12 protein-coding genes are annotated in these 14,289 nt (G+C 72.5%); 6 read left to right on the forward strand and 6 right to left on the reverse strand.

Annotated features, from left to right (window positions below; translation table 11 throughout):
- Positions 1-18 precede the first annotated feature (18 nt).
- From GCE65_RS05305 to GCE65_RS05315, 3 genes are read right to left on the reverse strand one after another with little or no spacing between them, the layout of a single operon-like run.
- Positions 19-771 (reverse strand): hypothetical protein, encoded by a 753-nt coding sequence (locus GCE65_RS05305; protein ID WP_153877648.1) that lies wholly within the window; start codon positions 769-771, stop codon positions 19-21.
- Positions 759-1,661, reverse strand: a complete 903-nt coding sequence (locus GCE65_RS05310; protein WP_370460216.1) for a DUF3376 domain-containing protein — start codon at positions 1,659-1,661, stop codon at positions 759-761. The genes GCE65_RS05305 and GCE65_RS05310 overlap by 13 nt, the downstream gene beginning before the upstream one ends.
- Positions 1,553-3,652 (reverse strand): patatin-like phospholipase family protein, encoded by a 2,100-nt coding sequence (locus tag GCE65_RS05315; protein WP_194928835.1) that lies wholly within the window; start codon positions 3,650-3,652, stop codon positions 1,553-1,555. Before GCE65_RS05315 ends, GCE65_RS05310 begins: the two co-directional genes overlap by 109 nt.
- Positions 3,653-3,839: 187 nt before the next feature.
- Between GCE65_RS05315 and GCE65_RS05320 the strand changes: the two genes are divergently transcribed.
- The 5 genes from GCE65_RS05320 to GCE65_RS05340 all read left to right on the forward strand — a co-directional run bounded on the left by GCE65_RS05320 (position 3,840) and on the right by GCE65_RS05340 (position 8,879).
- Entirely contained in the window at positions 3,840-4,262 is a 423-nt protein-coding gene (locus GCE65_RS05320) for a MarR family winged helix-turn-helix transcriptional regulator (RefSeq protein WP_153877651.1), read from the forward strand.
- A gap of 4 nt (positions 4,263-4,266) precedes the next feature.
- Complete coding sequence (locus GCE65_RS05325) at positions 4,267-5,475, forward strand: MFS transporter (RefSeq protein WP_228760125.1); 1,209 nt, start codon at positions 4,267-4,269, stop codon at positions 5,473-5,475.
- A 175-nt stretch (positions 5,476-5,650) separates the two neighbouring features.
- The gene (locus GCE65_RS05330) at positions 5,651-6,868 is read left to right on the forward strand and encodes a sugar ABC transporter substrate-binding protein (protein ID WP_152909607.1); all 1,218 of its coding nucleotides are present in this window, start codon (positions 5,651-5,653) and stop codon (positions 6,866-6,868) included.
- Between the two features lie 2 nt (positions 6,869-6,870).
- Positions 6,871-7,644 (forward strand): ATP-binding cassette domain-containing protein, encoded by a 774-nt coding sequence (locus GCE65_RS05335; RefSeq protein WP_152909608.1) that lies wholly within the window; start codon positions 6,871-6,873, stop codon positions 7,642-7,644.
- The gene (locus GCE65_RS05340) at positions 7,641-8,879 is read left to right on the forward strand and encodes a sugar ABC transporter permease (protein WP_153877652.1); all 1,239 of its coding nucleotides are present in this window, start codon (positions 7,641-7,643) and stop codon (positions 8,877-8,879) included. Before GCE65_RS05335 ends, GCE65_RS05340 begins: the two co-directional genes overlap by 4 nt.
- Before the next feature lie 3 nt (positions 8,880-8,882).
- Here GCE65_RS05340 and GCE65_RS05345 read toward each other — a convergent pair whose 3' ends face one another.
- The 3 genes from GCE65_RS05345 to GCE65_RS05355 all read right to left on the reverse strand — a co-directional run bounded on the left by GCE65_RS05345 (position 8,883) and on the right by GCE65_RS05355 (position 13,276).
- Positions 8,883-11,981 (reverse strand): efflux RND transporter permease subunit, encoded by a 3,099-nt coding sequence (locus GCE65_RS05345; protein WP_153877653.1) that lies wholly within the window; start codon positions 11,979-11,981, stop codon positions 8,883-8,885.
- Positions 11,982-12,704: a TetR/AcrR family transcriptional regulator gene (locus tag GCE65_RS05350; RefSeq protein ID WP_153877654.1), complete on the reverse strand. Its 723-nt coding sequence runs from the start codon at positions 12,702-12,704 to the stop codon at positions 11,982-11,984. It lies immediately after the preceding gene.
- A 104-nt stretch (positions 12,705-12,808) separates the two neighbouring features.
- A complete protein-coding gene (locus GCE65_RS05355; RefSeq protein WP_153877655.1) occupies positions 12,809-13,276 on the reverse strand; it encodes a hypothetical protein in 468 nt (155 codons plus the stop codon).
- A 270-nt stretch (positions 13,277-13,546) separates the two neighbouring features.
- On the opposite strand from GCE65_RS05355, the gene GCE65_RS05360 reads away from it, so the two are divergent.
- A complete protein-coding gene (locus GCE65_RS05360) occupies positions 13,547-14,284 on the forward strand; it encodes a 1-acyl-sn-glycerol-3-phosphate acyltransferase (RefSeq protein ID WP_228760126.1) in 738 nt (245 codons plus the stop codon).
- The last annotated feature ends 5 nt before the right edge of the window (positions 14,285-14,289 follow it).

Genomic DNA, 14,289 nt, shown 5'->3' on the forward strand with positions numbered 1-14,289 from the left:
GTCTCCGCCCCATCCGAGTCACAGTGCGGGCAGGTCCTCCGCGTCCCGGAACGGCACGATGAGCGTCGCGGCCGCGCACGCGAATGCACCGAGCACGAGCGCGGCCGGGATCGTGCCCAGCCACGGCCACGCGATCGTCAGCTCGGCGGCGACCCTGACCGTTGCGACGAGCACGAGCAGGGACGCCACCACCTCGCCCGTGCGGCCGAGCCGCGCCTGCAGCCAGCGGCCGGCGAAGACCAGCGCGAGGACGACGCCCACGGCCACCGCCGGGACCACCACCACGACGACGATTGTCGAGAGGATCGGCAGCCCCCAGGTCGCACCCGCCTCGGCCACGCGGGCGACCGGGGAGGGCAGGTCGGGCAGCGTGGCCGCGATCCCCGCGGCGACCGCGAGCACGTGGGCCAGCGGCCGGCGCGCCCAGCCGTGCAGGACCGCCCACACGAGCACCCCGACCGCGAGCCCGGTGGCCACGCCGCCGGCGCGGTGCCACCAGGTGGCCTCGGCGATCGTCGCGGCGAGGACGGCGGCACTCGCGACAAGCGCGACCGTCAGGCCCGAGCGGTCGCGGGCCCCGGCGGGATCGACCCGGCCCACCGCCCGGTGCGACCCGAGCGCCCACACGAGGATTGCGGCGAGCACGACGACGACGTCGAACCACGTGGCCGCGGCGAGGACCTCCTGCACCCGGGTGAGCCGGGGCAGCGGCCGGCCGCCACCCCGCCACAGGTCGGCCACCACGACGAGCAGGACGATCACGAGGAGCACGACCCGGGCCGACCGGGCCCGGCGCGTCGCGCGGACGACCCGCCGGCACAGCGCTGTGCGGCCTCTCCGGAGTTCTCGGCCCGGGCGGCCAGCGAGCGCCACGTGCGCATCCGGCCGGTGGCGGAGGCCACGCCGAGGGCGAGCACGACGGCGGCCGGCCCGCCCGCGAGCGCGAGGGTCCCCGGCTCGAGCGTGCCGATCGCCTCAGGTACCGGTGACGCGTGGGTGGACACCGCCGCCGCGACCGCCACGGCCGTGAGCACCGCGGGCCGCAGCACGAGCGGCGCGAGCACGAGCAACGGCCGCAGCACCGTGAGGATCGCCGCCACCATGAAGCCTCGCACGCTGCTGCCGAGTACCGGCCACAGCGCTCGCTGCAGCCCGAGCCCGAGGCGCGCGCCGAGGGCGTACCTGCGCTCCGCCGTCAGATCGCCCAGGCGCCCGGGCCGGCCCTCGAGGCCCTCGTACGCAGCGGCCAGGTGCTCCCGCGCGGCGGCCGCGGCCCGGGCGACCTCGGCCGCGTCGAGCGGGTCGCGCTCCCGCTCCCGAAGCGAGGGCGCCGCGTCCATGGCCGTGAGCGTGCGCACGAGGCCGGCCCCGGCGTCCACCCGGCCCCACCGCCAGTCGTGGCCGCGCCAGTCCTGGGCGAGGAAGCCACCGAAATTGCCGAGTTGGCTGCCGGAGAGCTTGGCGCCGGCGTGGACGGCCCCGCTCGGCCAGGGGGACACGCGCTCCGGGTGGGCCGCCTGCCGGTCGAGCCGGCGCGCCTCGGACTGCAGGGTCACGCCGGCGAGGGGCACGAGCGGCTCCTCGTCGCCGCTGAGCGTGTCGAAGTCGGGGATCGCGGTGGTGCCGAGCCGGCCGATGACGCACGTCGCCCGGGCAACCAGGCGTTGGAGCTCGGCCACGGTCGGGCGCCGGCGACCTCGGCCGGCAGCCGGCTGCGCTGAACGTCGCCGACCGCCGCGCACAGCACCCGCCACCCGGCCGCGATCGGGTCGGTGAGTGCCGACTCGGGTGGTGCGTGGGGCCCGCCTCGGTCGGCACCCTCCGCCCAGGCCTCGAGGCCCCGCCACAGCGCGGCCTCGTCGTCCAGGTCGATCGGCGGGACCGCGGGCGGTGCCGCCGGCCACAGCGCGAGTGCGACCGCCGGCAGCGCCGCGAGGATCGAGCCACCGCCGCGGCGCGGCGACCCACCAGCCTCACCCGGCCCATTCCATGCACCCAGGGCGATACGCACGGCCGCGGCGTCACCGCGCTGCCCGGCGTACTGGGCGAGCGTGCGCACGCGATACAGCGACCCCTTCGCGCCGGCGAGCGCCGCCGTCAGTTCGCCGTTGCGGGCGGTCTCTGGATCGTCCTGCTGGATGCGCAGCCACGCGATGAAGAAGTCAGCGGCCTCGGCCAGCGCCGCCGCATCCTCGTGGCACGCGAACCCCGCCCGGCCCGCCAGCGCCGCCTCGAGGTCGGTGCGCACCGCCCCGGCCTCGTCCATCCCGAGCCCGGCCGCGACGGCGGGTGGGGTGGTGAGCGTCTGCAGGAACCCCTCGCCGGGATGGGTGAGCAGGCGCGTGAACCGGTCCGCGTCGGTGCGCACCCGGAAGTCGCGATAGGAGTCGAGGAGGGTCCGGAGAACGCTCGGATCGAGGTCGCGCAGACCGCCGAGCAGGTCCGGCGGCAGCGAGCCGAGGAACTGCTTGCGCCGGAACTCCTGATCCGTGCCGCGCGCGGCCAGGTCCGCCAGGTCGGCCAGGTCGTCCCACGAGCTCTCGGTCGTCACCTTGTAGCGCAGCGCCGTGACCACCGAGCGCAGGAACCGCACCCGCCGGGGCCGCACCTCGCCCGCACCCGCCGCGGGGGCGTGCGGCGGCGCCGCCGGCTCGGGTGGCCGCGGGTCGAGGTAGAGCAGTACGCGCCGGGTGCGGCCGGTCGCGGGGGAGTCGGTGATCGCGTGGAGTGCCCGCGCGATCGGGATGTTGTCGAACACCCCGCCGTCCATGACGTCGAACGCGGTGCCCGGATCCCCGAGGACGTCGGAGAACACCCCGGCCATGTTCTCGGGCCGATCGTCGCCCTCGCCCCGGGGGCGGCGGACCGGCCCGCCCTCCCACGCGTGGATCGTCGCCGGCTCGAACGCTCCCGGGAAGGAACTCGTGCTGCGGGCGGCGTAGGCGAGGCGCCGGCGTGCCTCCTCGTCGGCGCCAGGGTCCGAGCCGTTGCCGGGCAGGTCGTCGAACGGCCCGCCGGGCCGCCCCGGCGTGTGCTGGAACCGGAAATGGGCCGCCCGGGGGCGGATGTCGGTGCCCGTCGTCGTCGCGGGCAGCGGCGGGCCCGCCTGCAGGGTCGCCGACAGGTCGATCGTGAGGAAATCGGACCGAAGCCGCTCGCTCGTGCCGGCCGAGGCCGCCCGCAGCGCCTCGAGCAGCGGCCGATAGAAATTCGAGTCCGCGTCGAAGACCGCCTCCGTGCGGTAGTGCCGACCCGGCGCCCACTGCGGGTGGAACAGCCGCCACAGGTCGCCCTGGCGCTGCCACACCGCCAGCAGCCACTCCAGGTCCGTGCCGATCGACTGCGCGAACCCGTAGATCACGGCGTTGAGGCCACCCGCGCTCGCGCCGGCGAGCACGTCGAACCGGATCGAGGTGTAGCCGAGCGCGGTGAGCAGGTCGGCGTAGGCCCGCCCGCGCTCCCGCTCCGGGCCGGTGTTGCGCTCGAGCGAGTCCGGGTCCGCCAACGCCCGCCGGGCCAGGTCGAGCTCGGCGACGGCGCCCCCGATCCACACCGCGAGCGAGACTCCGCCGCGCATCGCGAGGGCGACGCGCAGTTCCCGGCCGTCGTCCGGCCCGGATCCCATCGCGCCCGCCCGGGGCTGCTCCGCCATGACGCCTCCGATCGGCCGGAGCGCCGGTGCCCGTACCGAGGAGCCAATCATCGTGGAGCGCGGGGGGAACTGTCCATACCCGGCCGAGGTCACCGCCCATCGAGGCGAGCGGCGGGAACCGCGGGCTCGAACAGCTCGACCGGATCGCGGTGCTTCACCTAGTTATATAACGTAGTAAACTAGTGCCGTGCCCGAATCCACCGGAGTAGTCCTCGCCAAGCTGATCTCGGTCGTCCACCGCTGTTCCCGGACGGCGACGCTGCGGCTCCCCGAGGCGCTCTCGCCGTCGGCCTACCGCACCCTGGCCCTCGCCCGCGACCGGGGCCCCGTGCGCCTGGGCGAGTTGGCCGAGCTCGTGCGGGTCTCCCAGCCCGGGATGACCAAGATCGTCGCCGCGCTCAGCGCCGACGGCCTGCTCACCCGGATCGCCGACCCCGAGGACCTGCGGGCACGCACCGTCTCGATCACCGCGACCGGAATCGAGTTCCTCGGCGACTACGCCCGGGAGCTCGGCGCCGCCCTGACCGAGGAGTTCGCCGACCTGAGCCCGGACGAGCTCACCGCGCTGGCGAACGCGACCGACATCCTTCTCTCACGTCTGGACCGCTAGCCTCGTGCGCACTCAACCCACATCCGTCTGGGCCGTCGCCCTCACCGCCATGATCGCCTTCATGGGCCTCGGGCTCGTCGACCCCATCCTGCCCTCGATCAGCGCCGAGCTCGGCGCGACGACGACCCAGACCTCGCTGCTGTTCACCTCCTACCTCGTCGTCACCGCGGTGGGGATGTTCTTCACCTCCGCCATCTCCAGCCGGCTCGGTTCGCGCACGACCCTGCTGCTCGGCCTCGGCGTCATCGTGCTCGGCGCCGCCGGGGCCGGCGCGAGCGGGTCGATCGGGGAGATCATCGCCTTCCGTGCCGTCTGGGGACTGGGCAACGCCCTGTTCATCTCGACGGCGCTGGCCACGATCATCAACGAGGCCCGCGGCAGTTCCGCCGGGGCGATCATCATGTACGAGGCGGCCCTCGGGCTCGGCCTGGCGGTCGGCCCGCTGCTCGGCGGCGTCCTCGGCGGGATCAGCTGGCGCGGCCCGTTCTTCGGCACCGCCGCGCTCATGACGATCGGCGCGGTCCTGCTTGCGGTCCTGCTCCGCTCCCCGGGCCGCCCGCCCCGGCCCTCGCCGGTGCTCGCCGCCTTCGGGGCGCTGCGCCACCGGGCCCTGCGCGTCATGGCGATCGTCGCCCTCTTCTACAACATGGGCTTCTTCGTGCTCATGTCCTTCACCCCCTATCCGCTCGGGCTGCCCGCCATGGGGATCGGCCTCGTCTTCGCCGGCTGGGGGCTCTCGCTGGCCATCACGTCGGTGTTCGTGGCCCCGGCCCTCACCCGCCGCTGGCCGCCCGTGCGCGTGCTCACCGTGACCCTCGTGCTCCTCACCGCGACGATGGCCGGCTTCGCCCTCGTGATCGACCACCTGGCCCTGCTCGTCGTGGGGATGGTGCTCGCCGGCCTCGAACTGGGCATCATGAACACCGTCATGACCGAGGTGGTCATGGGCGCCACCGACGTCCCCCGCCAGGTCGCCTCGAGCGCCTATTCCGGCGTGCGGTTCCTCGGCGGCGCGATCGCCCCGCCGCTGGCCACCGGGCTCGCCGCGAGCGTCGCTATGTCCACCCCGTACTGGTTCGCCGCCGGTGCGCTGGCCGTCGCGGCCGGCCTGCTCGTCGTCCTGCGCCGCCACCTCCACCGACGCGAGCCGGAGCTACCCAAGCCGGCTCAGCCGGCTCTGCCGGCTCAGCCGGCGGACGCCGTCGCGAACTGACGCCCGCCCGCCTACCGAGCCGAACGTCGTCCTCACTCGGCTCGAACGTCTTCCGCTCCCTTCACCCCCGGTTTTAAACTGGCGACTAGTCAGTAAGCGTCGATCTCCAGACCGACCCACCTACGGGCGCGAACCTCGCACATCAACGGTTCGGGACAACTCAAGGAGCGACAAGATGACCCGACGTAGAATTCTGGAATCACTGACGACGGTCGCAGCCGTGGGCCTCCTGCTCACCGCCTGCGGATCGTCATCCGGCTCGGGAACCGAGACCCCGAGCTCGCAGAACTCGACCACGTCCGAGGTCCCGCAGGTGGACGCCGGTTCCTTCACCGCGGACTTCTCGGTCATGAAGCAGCTGACCGACCTCGCAGCCCAGGGCAAGGGCATGATCGGGGTGCTGCTTCCCGACACGACGACCTCGACCCGGTACGTGCAATACGACAAGCCCTATCTCACGCAGGCGTTCGAGGCCGCCGGACTCACGTCCGACGACTTCAAGATCGACAACGCCGACGGCAGTGCCGCCACGATGCAGACCCAGGCCGAGGCGGACATCAACGCCGGCGCCTCCGTGCTGCTCGTGGATCCACTCGATGCGGGCAGCGGGGCGGCGATCGAGGCCAAGGCCGAGGCCGCCGGCCTCGCCGTCATCGACTACGACCGGCTCGTCACCGGTGGCCCCGAGAACCGCTATTACGTGAGCTTCGACAACGTCAAGGTCGGCAAGCTCATGGGGGAGGGCCTCGTGCAGTGCATCAAGGACTGGAACGTCTCCGACCCCAACGTGCTCATCATGGACGGCGATCCGACCGACCACAACGCGTCGATGTTCGCCGAGGGCTATAAGAGCGTGCTCAAGCCGCTCTTCGACGACGGCACCTACACGAAGGTCGGGGAGCCGGCCGGAACGTGGGACCCGCAGCAGGCGGCGACCACCTTCCAGCAGCAGCTGACCGCCCACCCCGAGATGAACGCGGCGATCACCCCGAACGACGACAACGCCAACGCCGTCATCTCGATCCTCAAGAGCAACGGCGTCGACTCGAAGACGTTCCCCACCACGGGCCAGGACGCCTCGCTGCCGGGCCTGAAGAACATCCTCACCGGGTACCAGTGCGGAACCGTGTACAAGCCGATCTATCTCGAGGCGCAGGCGGCGGCGGCGCTGGCCATCTACCTCCGCGCGGGCGTCACGCCTCCCGACACGCTGGTCAACGCCACGACGAAGGACACGGAGATCGGTGCGGACATCCCGTCCGTGTACACCACGCCGATCTGGGTGACGACGGAGAACATGGCCAAGACGGTCGTGGCCGACAAGACGGTCACGGTCGACGACCTGTGCTCCGGGGACGCGGCCTCGGCGTGTGACGAGGCGGGGATCGGCTGACCATGCCCGCCTCCGGGGACGCGTCGGCACTGCTCGGACTGTCCGGCGTGTCCAAGGCGTTCGGACCGGTCCAGGCGCTCACCGACGTCACCCTCGATGTCCCGGCCGGCGCGGTCACCGCGCTGGTCGGGGACAACGGGGCGGGCAAGTCGACCCTGATCAAATGCATCTCGGGTATCAGTCCCCCCGATGCGGGGACGATCTCGTGGAAGGGGGAACCCGCCCGCGTCGAGAGCCCGATCGCGGCGAACGAGCTGGGGATCCAGACCGTCTACCAGGACCTCGCGCTGTGCGACAACCTCGACATCGTGCAGAACATGTTCCTCGGCCGGGAGCGCCTGCGCCGCGGCCAGCTCAACGAGGTGTCGATGGAGCGGGCCGCCGCCCAGACCCTGAGTGATCTGGCCGTCACGACCGTGCGATCGGTGCGCCAGCTCGTCGCCTCCCTCTCCGGCGGGCAGCGCCAGTCCGTCGCGATCGCCAAGGCGGTGCTCTGGAAGTCCGAGCTGGTGATCATGGACGAGCCGACCGCCGCGCTCGGCGTGGCGCAGACCCGGATGGTGCTCGATCTCGTGCGCACCCTCGTCGACCGCGGCCAGGCCGTGCTGCTCGTCTCCCACAACATGATCGACGTGTTCGAGGTGGCCGACCGGATCGCGGTCATGCGTCACGGCCACCTGGTCGACGTGCGCCCGGCGAGCCGGATGAGCCAGGCCATCGTGGTCGATCTCATGACCACGGGGGAGACCACCCGGACCGTGGAGGAGACGGCATGAGCGCGCACATCGAGTCGAGCGATCAGACCGATCGGACCGATCAGCTCGGCACGCGGGAGTACACGAGCCTCGCCTGGCAGCGGATCAAGGGCGGCGAGACCGGGATCCTGCCGGTTCTCGGCGGGTTCATCCTCGTCTCCGTCATCTTCCAGATCCTCGATCAGCATTACTTCACGGCGGGCAACCTGGTCAACCTCATGGTCCAGGCCGCGGTGTTCACGCTCCTGGGGATGGCCGAGGTGCTCGTGCTGCTGCTCGGTGAGATCGACCTCTCGGTCGGGTTCGTCGCCGGGGTCTCGGCCGTCGTGGTCGCCTGGTTGGCGCAGCCGCAGGTGGGCTGGCCGTGGTGGGCGGCGATCCTGGCGGCGCTCGTGGCCACGGCGATCATCGGGCTGCTGCAGGGCTCGCTCGTCACCCGGATCGGGCTGCCCTCGTTCGTCGTCACGCTCGGCGGGCTGCTGTTCTGGAACGGCGTCATGCTGTTCGTGCTGGGCAACGGCGGCGCCATCCTCATCCACGACGACGTGCTCGTCCAGATCTCCTCGGGCACCCTCAACCGGCCGCTCGGCTGGATCGTCATGGCGGTGACGGTCGCGGTCTGGTCGATGATCATGTGGCGCCGGGACGCCCGCCGGCGCGGCTCCGGCCTGGCGGCGCCCCCCATCACGCTCACGGTCGCGAAGATCGTGGCCGCGTTCGCCGGGGGCTCGGGCCTCATCCTGCTCGCCAATGCCGACCGCGGCATCCTCGCTCCCGTGTTCGGGCTCCCGTGGGTCGTGCTCGTCGTCATCGCGGTGCTGCTCGTGTGGTCGTTCCTGCTCGGGCGCCGCCGCTTCGGCCTCTACGTGTACGCCGTCGGCGGCAACGCCGAGGCGGCCCGGCGCGCCGGGATCAACCTCGCCCGGATCCGCACGACCGGCTTCGTGCTGTGTTCCATGACCGCCGGCATCGCCGGGATCGTCTACGCCTCGCGGCTGCGTTCGATCTCCACGTCCATGGACGGCGGCACGCTCGTGCTGTACGCGGTCGCCGCCGCGGTCATCGGGGGAACGAGCCTGTTCGGCGGTCGCGGTAAGGCCCTCCACGGGGTGCTCGGGGGCATCGTCATCGCCGCGATCAACAACGGCATGGGCCTGCTCGGGTTCAGCGCCGCCGCCAAATACATCGTCACCGCCGTCGTGCTCATCGTGGCCGTGACGATCGACGCCCTCGCCCGGCGCCGCCAGGGCGGCTGAGACTCAGCCCTCCGCGTCGGCCACCCGGGTGCGGCCCCGCGTCCCGATCGACTCCACCAGGTGGTAGAGCGCCGGGAGCACGAGCAGCGTCATGAAGGTCGAGGAGAACAGTCCGCCGATCACCACGATCGCCAGCGGCTGGGAGATGAATCCGCCGTGGCCGGTGATCCCGATCCCCATCGGCGCGAGCGCGAGCATCGTGGCCACCGCGGTCATGATGATCGGCCGCACGCGGTGGACGGCCCCGCGCCGCAGCGCCTCGGTCATCGGCTCCCCCTGGTCGCGATACTGCTTGACCAGGTCGATGAGCACGATCGCGTTCGTGACCACGATGCCGATGAGCATGAGCACCCCGATGAGCGAGGGCACCCCGAGCGGGATCCCGGTGGCGACCTGCAGCAGGATCGCGCCCGTGGCCGCGAACGGGATCGAGACGAGCAGCAGCAGCGGGTGCAGCAGCGAGCGGAACGTGGCCACCATGACCACGTAGACGATGAGGATCGCCACGAGCATCGCGAGGCCGAGCTGGGAGAATGCCTCGGTCTGCTCGGCCGTGACGCCGCCGACCTCGGCGCTCACGCCGTCCGGCAGGTCGAGCCCGTCGAGTGTGGCCGTCACCGCCGTGGCCGCCTGGCCGAGGTCGTCGGCGTCCGGGGTCACGGTCACGACCTGGTTGCGCACGCCGTTGGAGCTGGTGACCGACACGGGCCCGTCGACGACCCGGGCGTCGGCGAGGTCGCCGACCGTCACGACGCCCGCCGCCGTCGGCACGGGCAGCTCGCTGATCGCCTCGACGGTCTCCGGGGGATCGGTCGGGGTGAGGTACACGCTCACGGCCGCGCCGTCGAGGGTGACCGACCCGACCTGCTGCGGGGTGAGCATCCCCGCGATCATCTGCGACAGCGCGCCCTCGCTCAGCCCGGCCCGGGCCGCGGCCTCCCGTTCGATCGTGATCGCGACCGTCGGCTCGGCCTCGGTCAGGCTCGTGGCGACCTGCCGGGATTCGGGCAGGTCGCGCATCGCGTCCGCGATCAGGGTGCCGGCCGAGGCCACCTCGCCCGCGTCCGGGCCGGTGATCGAGATCTCCACGTCGTTGCTCATGCCCATGCCCGCGAACGGGGAGATCGTCACGTCCTCGGCGGGAACGAGCGCCGTGATCGCCGCGCGCACGTCGGCCTGGATCTGCTGCTGATCGCCGTCCTCGGCGGTCGTGAGGGAGTAGCCGACCGTGTTGGCCGAGCCCGCGAACTGGGCCTGGTCGGAGGAGCCGATCGTGATCGCGACGGTCTCCACGCCCGGCACCTCGCGCAGCGCGGCGCCCGCCTCCTCGGCCTGGTCGAGCTGGGCCTGCAGGCTCGTGCCCGGGGCGACCCGCTGGGTGATCCCGAGCGAGTTCTGCCCCATGTCACCCAGGAAGTTGGTCTTGAGCTGCCCCGAGAGCCCCACCGTGCCCACGAGCACGAGCGCCGCCACCGCCAGCGTGGTCCAGCGCCGCTGCAGCACCGAGTCGAGCACGCGCGCGTAGCCGCGCTGCAGCCGGCCCTGCGGTTCGAGCGTGTGGACGACGTCGCTCGCCGCCGCTGTCGCCTCGCCCGTCGCGGGGGTCGGCGCGGGGGCGCCGGCCCGGTGGTGCCCGCGCCAGCGCAGGAACCAGTAGGCGAGCACGGGCACGATCGTCAGCGCCACGAGGAGTGAGGCGCCCATCGCCACGGCCACCGTGAAGGCGAACGGCTGGAAGAGTACCCCGCTCATCCCGCCGACGAGGGCGATCGGCAGGAACACCGCGACCGTCGTGATCGTCGAGGCGGTGATCGCCCCGCCGACCTCGCGGACGGCGTCGATGATCGTTCGGTATCTCGACTTGCCCAGGTGCATATGTCGCTCGACGTTCTCGATCACGACGATCGAGTCGTCGACGATGCGCCCGATCGCGATCGTCAGGCCGCCGAGGCTGAGGATGTTGAGCGTGTAGCCCGCGGCCTGCATCCCCACGAAGGCGATGAGCAGGGAGATCGGGATCGACACGGCCGTCACGAGGGTCGCGCGGCCCGAGCGCAGGAACACCAGGATTACGATGACGGCCATGAGAAGGCCGAGGAGCCCCTCCGAGGTGAGCGCGGAGATCGAGTCCTCGATGAACGGCGCCTGGTCGATGAGCACGGTGAACGTGGCGCCGGCCACGAGGGTCTCCAGGTTCGGCAGCTCGTCGCGCACCGCCTGGGACACGTCGACCGTGTTGGCGTCGGGGAGCTTGGTGATCGACAGTGTGAGGGCCCGCTCCCCGTCGACGAGGGAGTAGGAGCTGGTCGGATCGGTCGTCAGCTCCACGGCGGCCACGTCGCCGAGGGTCACGCCGGCACCGGGCAGGGGCAGGGCCGCGATCTCGTCGACGGAGGTGAGCCGCTCACCGACCTGCACGGCCATGGTGGCGCCGTCCTCGTCGATCGTGCCCGCGGGCATGAGGGTGCCGTTGGTCGTGAGCAGGGCGGCGACGTCCTGCGTGCTCACGCCCGCGCGGGCGAGCTCGGCGGGATCCGGCGTGATCGCGACCCGCTGCCCGGGTGCGCCGATGACGGAGGCCGAGGCGACGCCGTCCAGACGCTCGAGATCCGGCACGACGGTCTCGGTGAGACGATCGGCGAGCTGCGCGGTGCCCTCGCTCCCGCCGTTCGAGACGGCGACCTGGATGACGGGGAAGTCGTCGAGGCTGATGGCCAGCACGTTCGGATCGGTGCCCTCGGGCAGCACGCTGCGGATCCGGCCGATCGCCTGGGTCATCTTCTGCTCGATCCGGGCGGTGTCCGTGCCGAAGTCGAATTCGGCCATGACGATCGAGACGCCCGTGGACGAGGTCGAGGTCGTGCCCTGGAGGCCGGGCACGGTCTGCAGCGCCTGCTCGATCGGGGTGGACACGTCGTGGGCGACCACCTCCGCCGAGGCCCCCGGGTGTGCGGTGACGACCGCCAGCTGCGGCACCTCGATCGAGGGGATGAGCTCCTGCTTGAGCGAGGTGAAGGAGAGTGCGCCGAAGACGGCGACGACCACCGTGACGAGCACGATGAGGGCCCGGTTCTTCAGGCTGAGCGCGGAGAGCTGGTGCACCTAGTGGTCCTGTTCTGTCGTGACTGAGGGGCGATCCGGGCGCGCGGCGAAACCGTGACGCACGTAGTCGAACGCGCGCCCGATCATGGCCAGGGCCTCGTCGAGCTGGGCGGTGGGAATTGGATCGAGGGGGGCCGGGGGAGCGGGCCGGGGGGAATCCGGGTCGGCGGGCGTGCGCGCGGGCAGCCGGCGCGGAATCGCCAGGGGGCCGAGGACGAACTCGACCACCACGGACAGGCTGCCGGCGACGGCCCCGAAGAACATCGACACGCGGGCCGGTCCGAACGCCTCCTCGAGGGCGCGCTGGTGGCGGCCGTGCTTGAAGGAGAGCACCGCGGCGTGCACGTAGGGCTCGAGCGCGTCGTGCTCGTGCACCATGCGCGCGAACGTGCGGATCTCCGCCACGTTCGGCCCGGTGAGCAGGCCCGTGACGACGCCCTGGGTCTGGTCGATGACCGCCTCGAAGGTCGCGGGCGGGGCGGCCTCGGCGGCCTCCTCGCTCGTGCGCCGCCCCCGCAGGCCGATCCGCAGGAGGAAGCCGTCGACGATTGCCTCCTGCTTGCAGGTGTAGTAGTTGGCGAACGTGCGCCGGGAATAGCCCGCCCGGGTCGTCACCTCATCGGTCGTGACCTCGGCGCAGCCGACCTGGCGCGCCAGGTCGTAGGCCGCCGTCGCCAGATCGCGGGCGGTGGCGCGCTTCTTCTGCTCGCGGAGGGAGGGCACCCGGTCACGGTAGAGGCTTGATTGCCCAGTGGGCAACTTTGCGCAATGGGCAATGAGTGGTCGCTCTGGGCGATGAGTGGTCGCTCCGGGCGATGAGTGGCCGCTCAGCGGCCCGCGAGCACGTTCCCGATCGGGATGCTCACGGCGAGCACGACGACGATGCCGGTGAACGCCCAGCGCACCCAGCTGGGTGCGCCGTGGCCGAGGCGCGGCCGCGTGCCCCACGCGACGCCCGCGAGCGCGAGCACGAGCAGCCCGCTGCCGACCACGAGCAGCGGGCCGATCTCCGCCAGGGTCGACCACAGCACGAGCGCGTTGCCGACCACCCACGTGGCCAGTTCCACGCCGAGCCGGGTTCCGGAGGGTGCTCCCCGGGACAGCAGGGCGCGGCCGAGGGCCAGGCCGATCGTGCCCATGCCGCACACGAGCACGAGGTAGGCCGCCGCCCAGCTCGCCGGCCGGCTCGCCGCATGTGCGCTCGCCGCGGAGACCACGCCGCCGGCGATCGTGGCGAGCAGCCCGAGCACGAGAGCCGGGGCGATGGTTCGGATCGTGGGGGTCGCTCGGTCCATGTCTCTCCCGCGCTCGTGCGTGCGGCGCCGTGGTCGTCGGCGCCGTCTCGATGCCGCCAATCTACGCTCTACGCCGCGCCGCGCTCCCCGGTGTGGGGTGCCTCACCGGTGTGGGGTCGCGGGATGCTCCGCGGCTCCGGCCGGCCCGTGTTCGCGCGCGGTCTGCCCGCCGTGTGCCCGATCTCGTGAGTCGGCTGAACCGCGCGGCCGGTCGAACCTGCGTGCCGGTCGAACCTCGTGTGGCCCGCGGCGGTGCGGGAGACTGAAGCCGTGACCCACGACCCGGCGACCCGGCCCCGCCCGCCTCGCGCGTACCTCGTGCTCAAGTGGGTGCTCGGCCCCGTCGTGCGGGTGATGACCCGGCGCGAGTGGTCCGGTGGCGAGCGCCTGCCGCACGGGGGATTCATCGCCGTCGCCAATCACCTGAGCGACGCCGACCCGTTCACGTTCGGCCTCTTCCTCGTGGATCACGGCATCTACCCGCGGATCCTGGCCAAGGACAGCCTGTTCCGGGTGCCGGTCGTGGGCCGGGTCCTGCGCTCGGCGGGCATCATCCCGGTGGAGCGGGGCCGGGCGAGCGCGGCCGCCTCGCTCGAGGAGGCGCGCGCGGCGCTGGCGGCGGGGGAGTGCGTGGCGATCTACCCCGAGGGCACGCACACCTTCGATCCCGACCTGTGGCCGATGACCGCCAAGACCGGGGCCGCCCGGCTCGCCCTCACCACCCGGGCGCCCGTCGTGCCCGTCGCGCAGTGGGGCCCGCAGGAGTTCCGCCCGCCGCACTCCCGGCGGATCAACGTGCGCGCGCTCCCGTTCCCCGCGCGGGTGCGGGCGGGCGGGCCGGTCGATCTGAGTGATCTGTACGACGACGCCCCCTCGCCCTCCGCCGGGGCGGTCGCGGCCGCGACCGGGCGAATCATGGCGGCGCTCACCGCGGAGCTGGCGATCCTGCGCGGGATGGAGCCGCCGGCGCAGCCGTACGACCGATCGCGGGGTCCGGCCGGGCCGTGAGGAAC

Origin of the sequence: Pseudactinotalea sp. HY158 (genome assembly GCF_009660225.1) — a bacterium.
GTDB lineage: Bacteria > Actinomycetota > Actinomycetes > Actinomycetales > Beutenbergiaceae > HY158.

What these genes read in the sequence shown, in the direction of transcription:
- GCE65_RS05335 (WP_152909608.1), top strand. Translation starts at nt 6,871, where the DNA reads ATGCCCGCCTCCGGGGACGCGTCGGCACTGCTCGGACTGTCCGGCGTG.
- GCE65_RS05330 (WP_152909607.1), top strand. Translation starts at nt 5,651, where the DNA reads ATGACCCGACGTAGAATTCTGGAATCACTGACGACGGTCGCAGCCGTG.
- GCE65_RS05315 (WP_194928835.1), bottom strand. Translation starts at nt 3,652, where the DNA reads ATGGCGGAGCAGCCCCGGGCGGGCGCGATGGGATCCGGGCCGGACGAC.
- GCE65_RS05355 (WP_153877655.1), bottom strand. Translation starts at nt 13,276, where the DNA reads ATGGACCGAGCGACCCCCACGATCCGAACCATCGCCCCGGCTCTCGTG.
- GCE65_RS05340 (WP_153877652.1), top strand. Translation starts at nt 7,641, where the DNA reads ATGAGCGCGCACATCGAGTCGAGCGATCAGACCGATCGGACCGATCAG.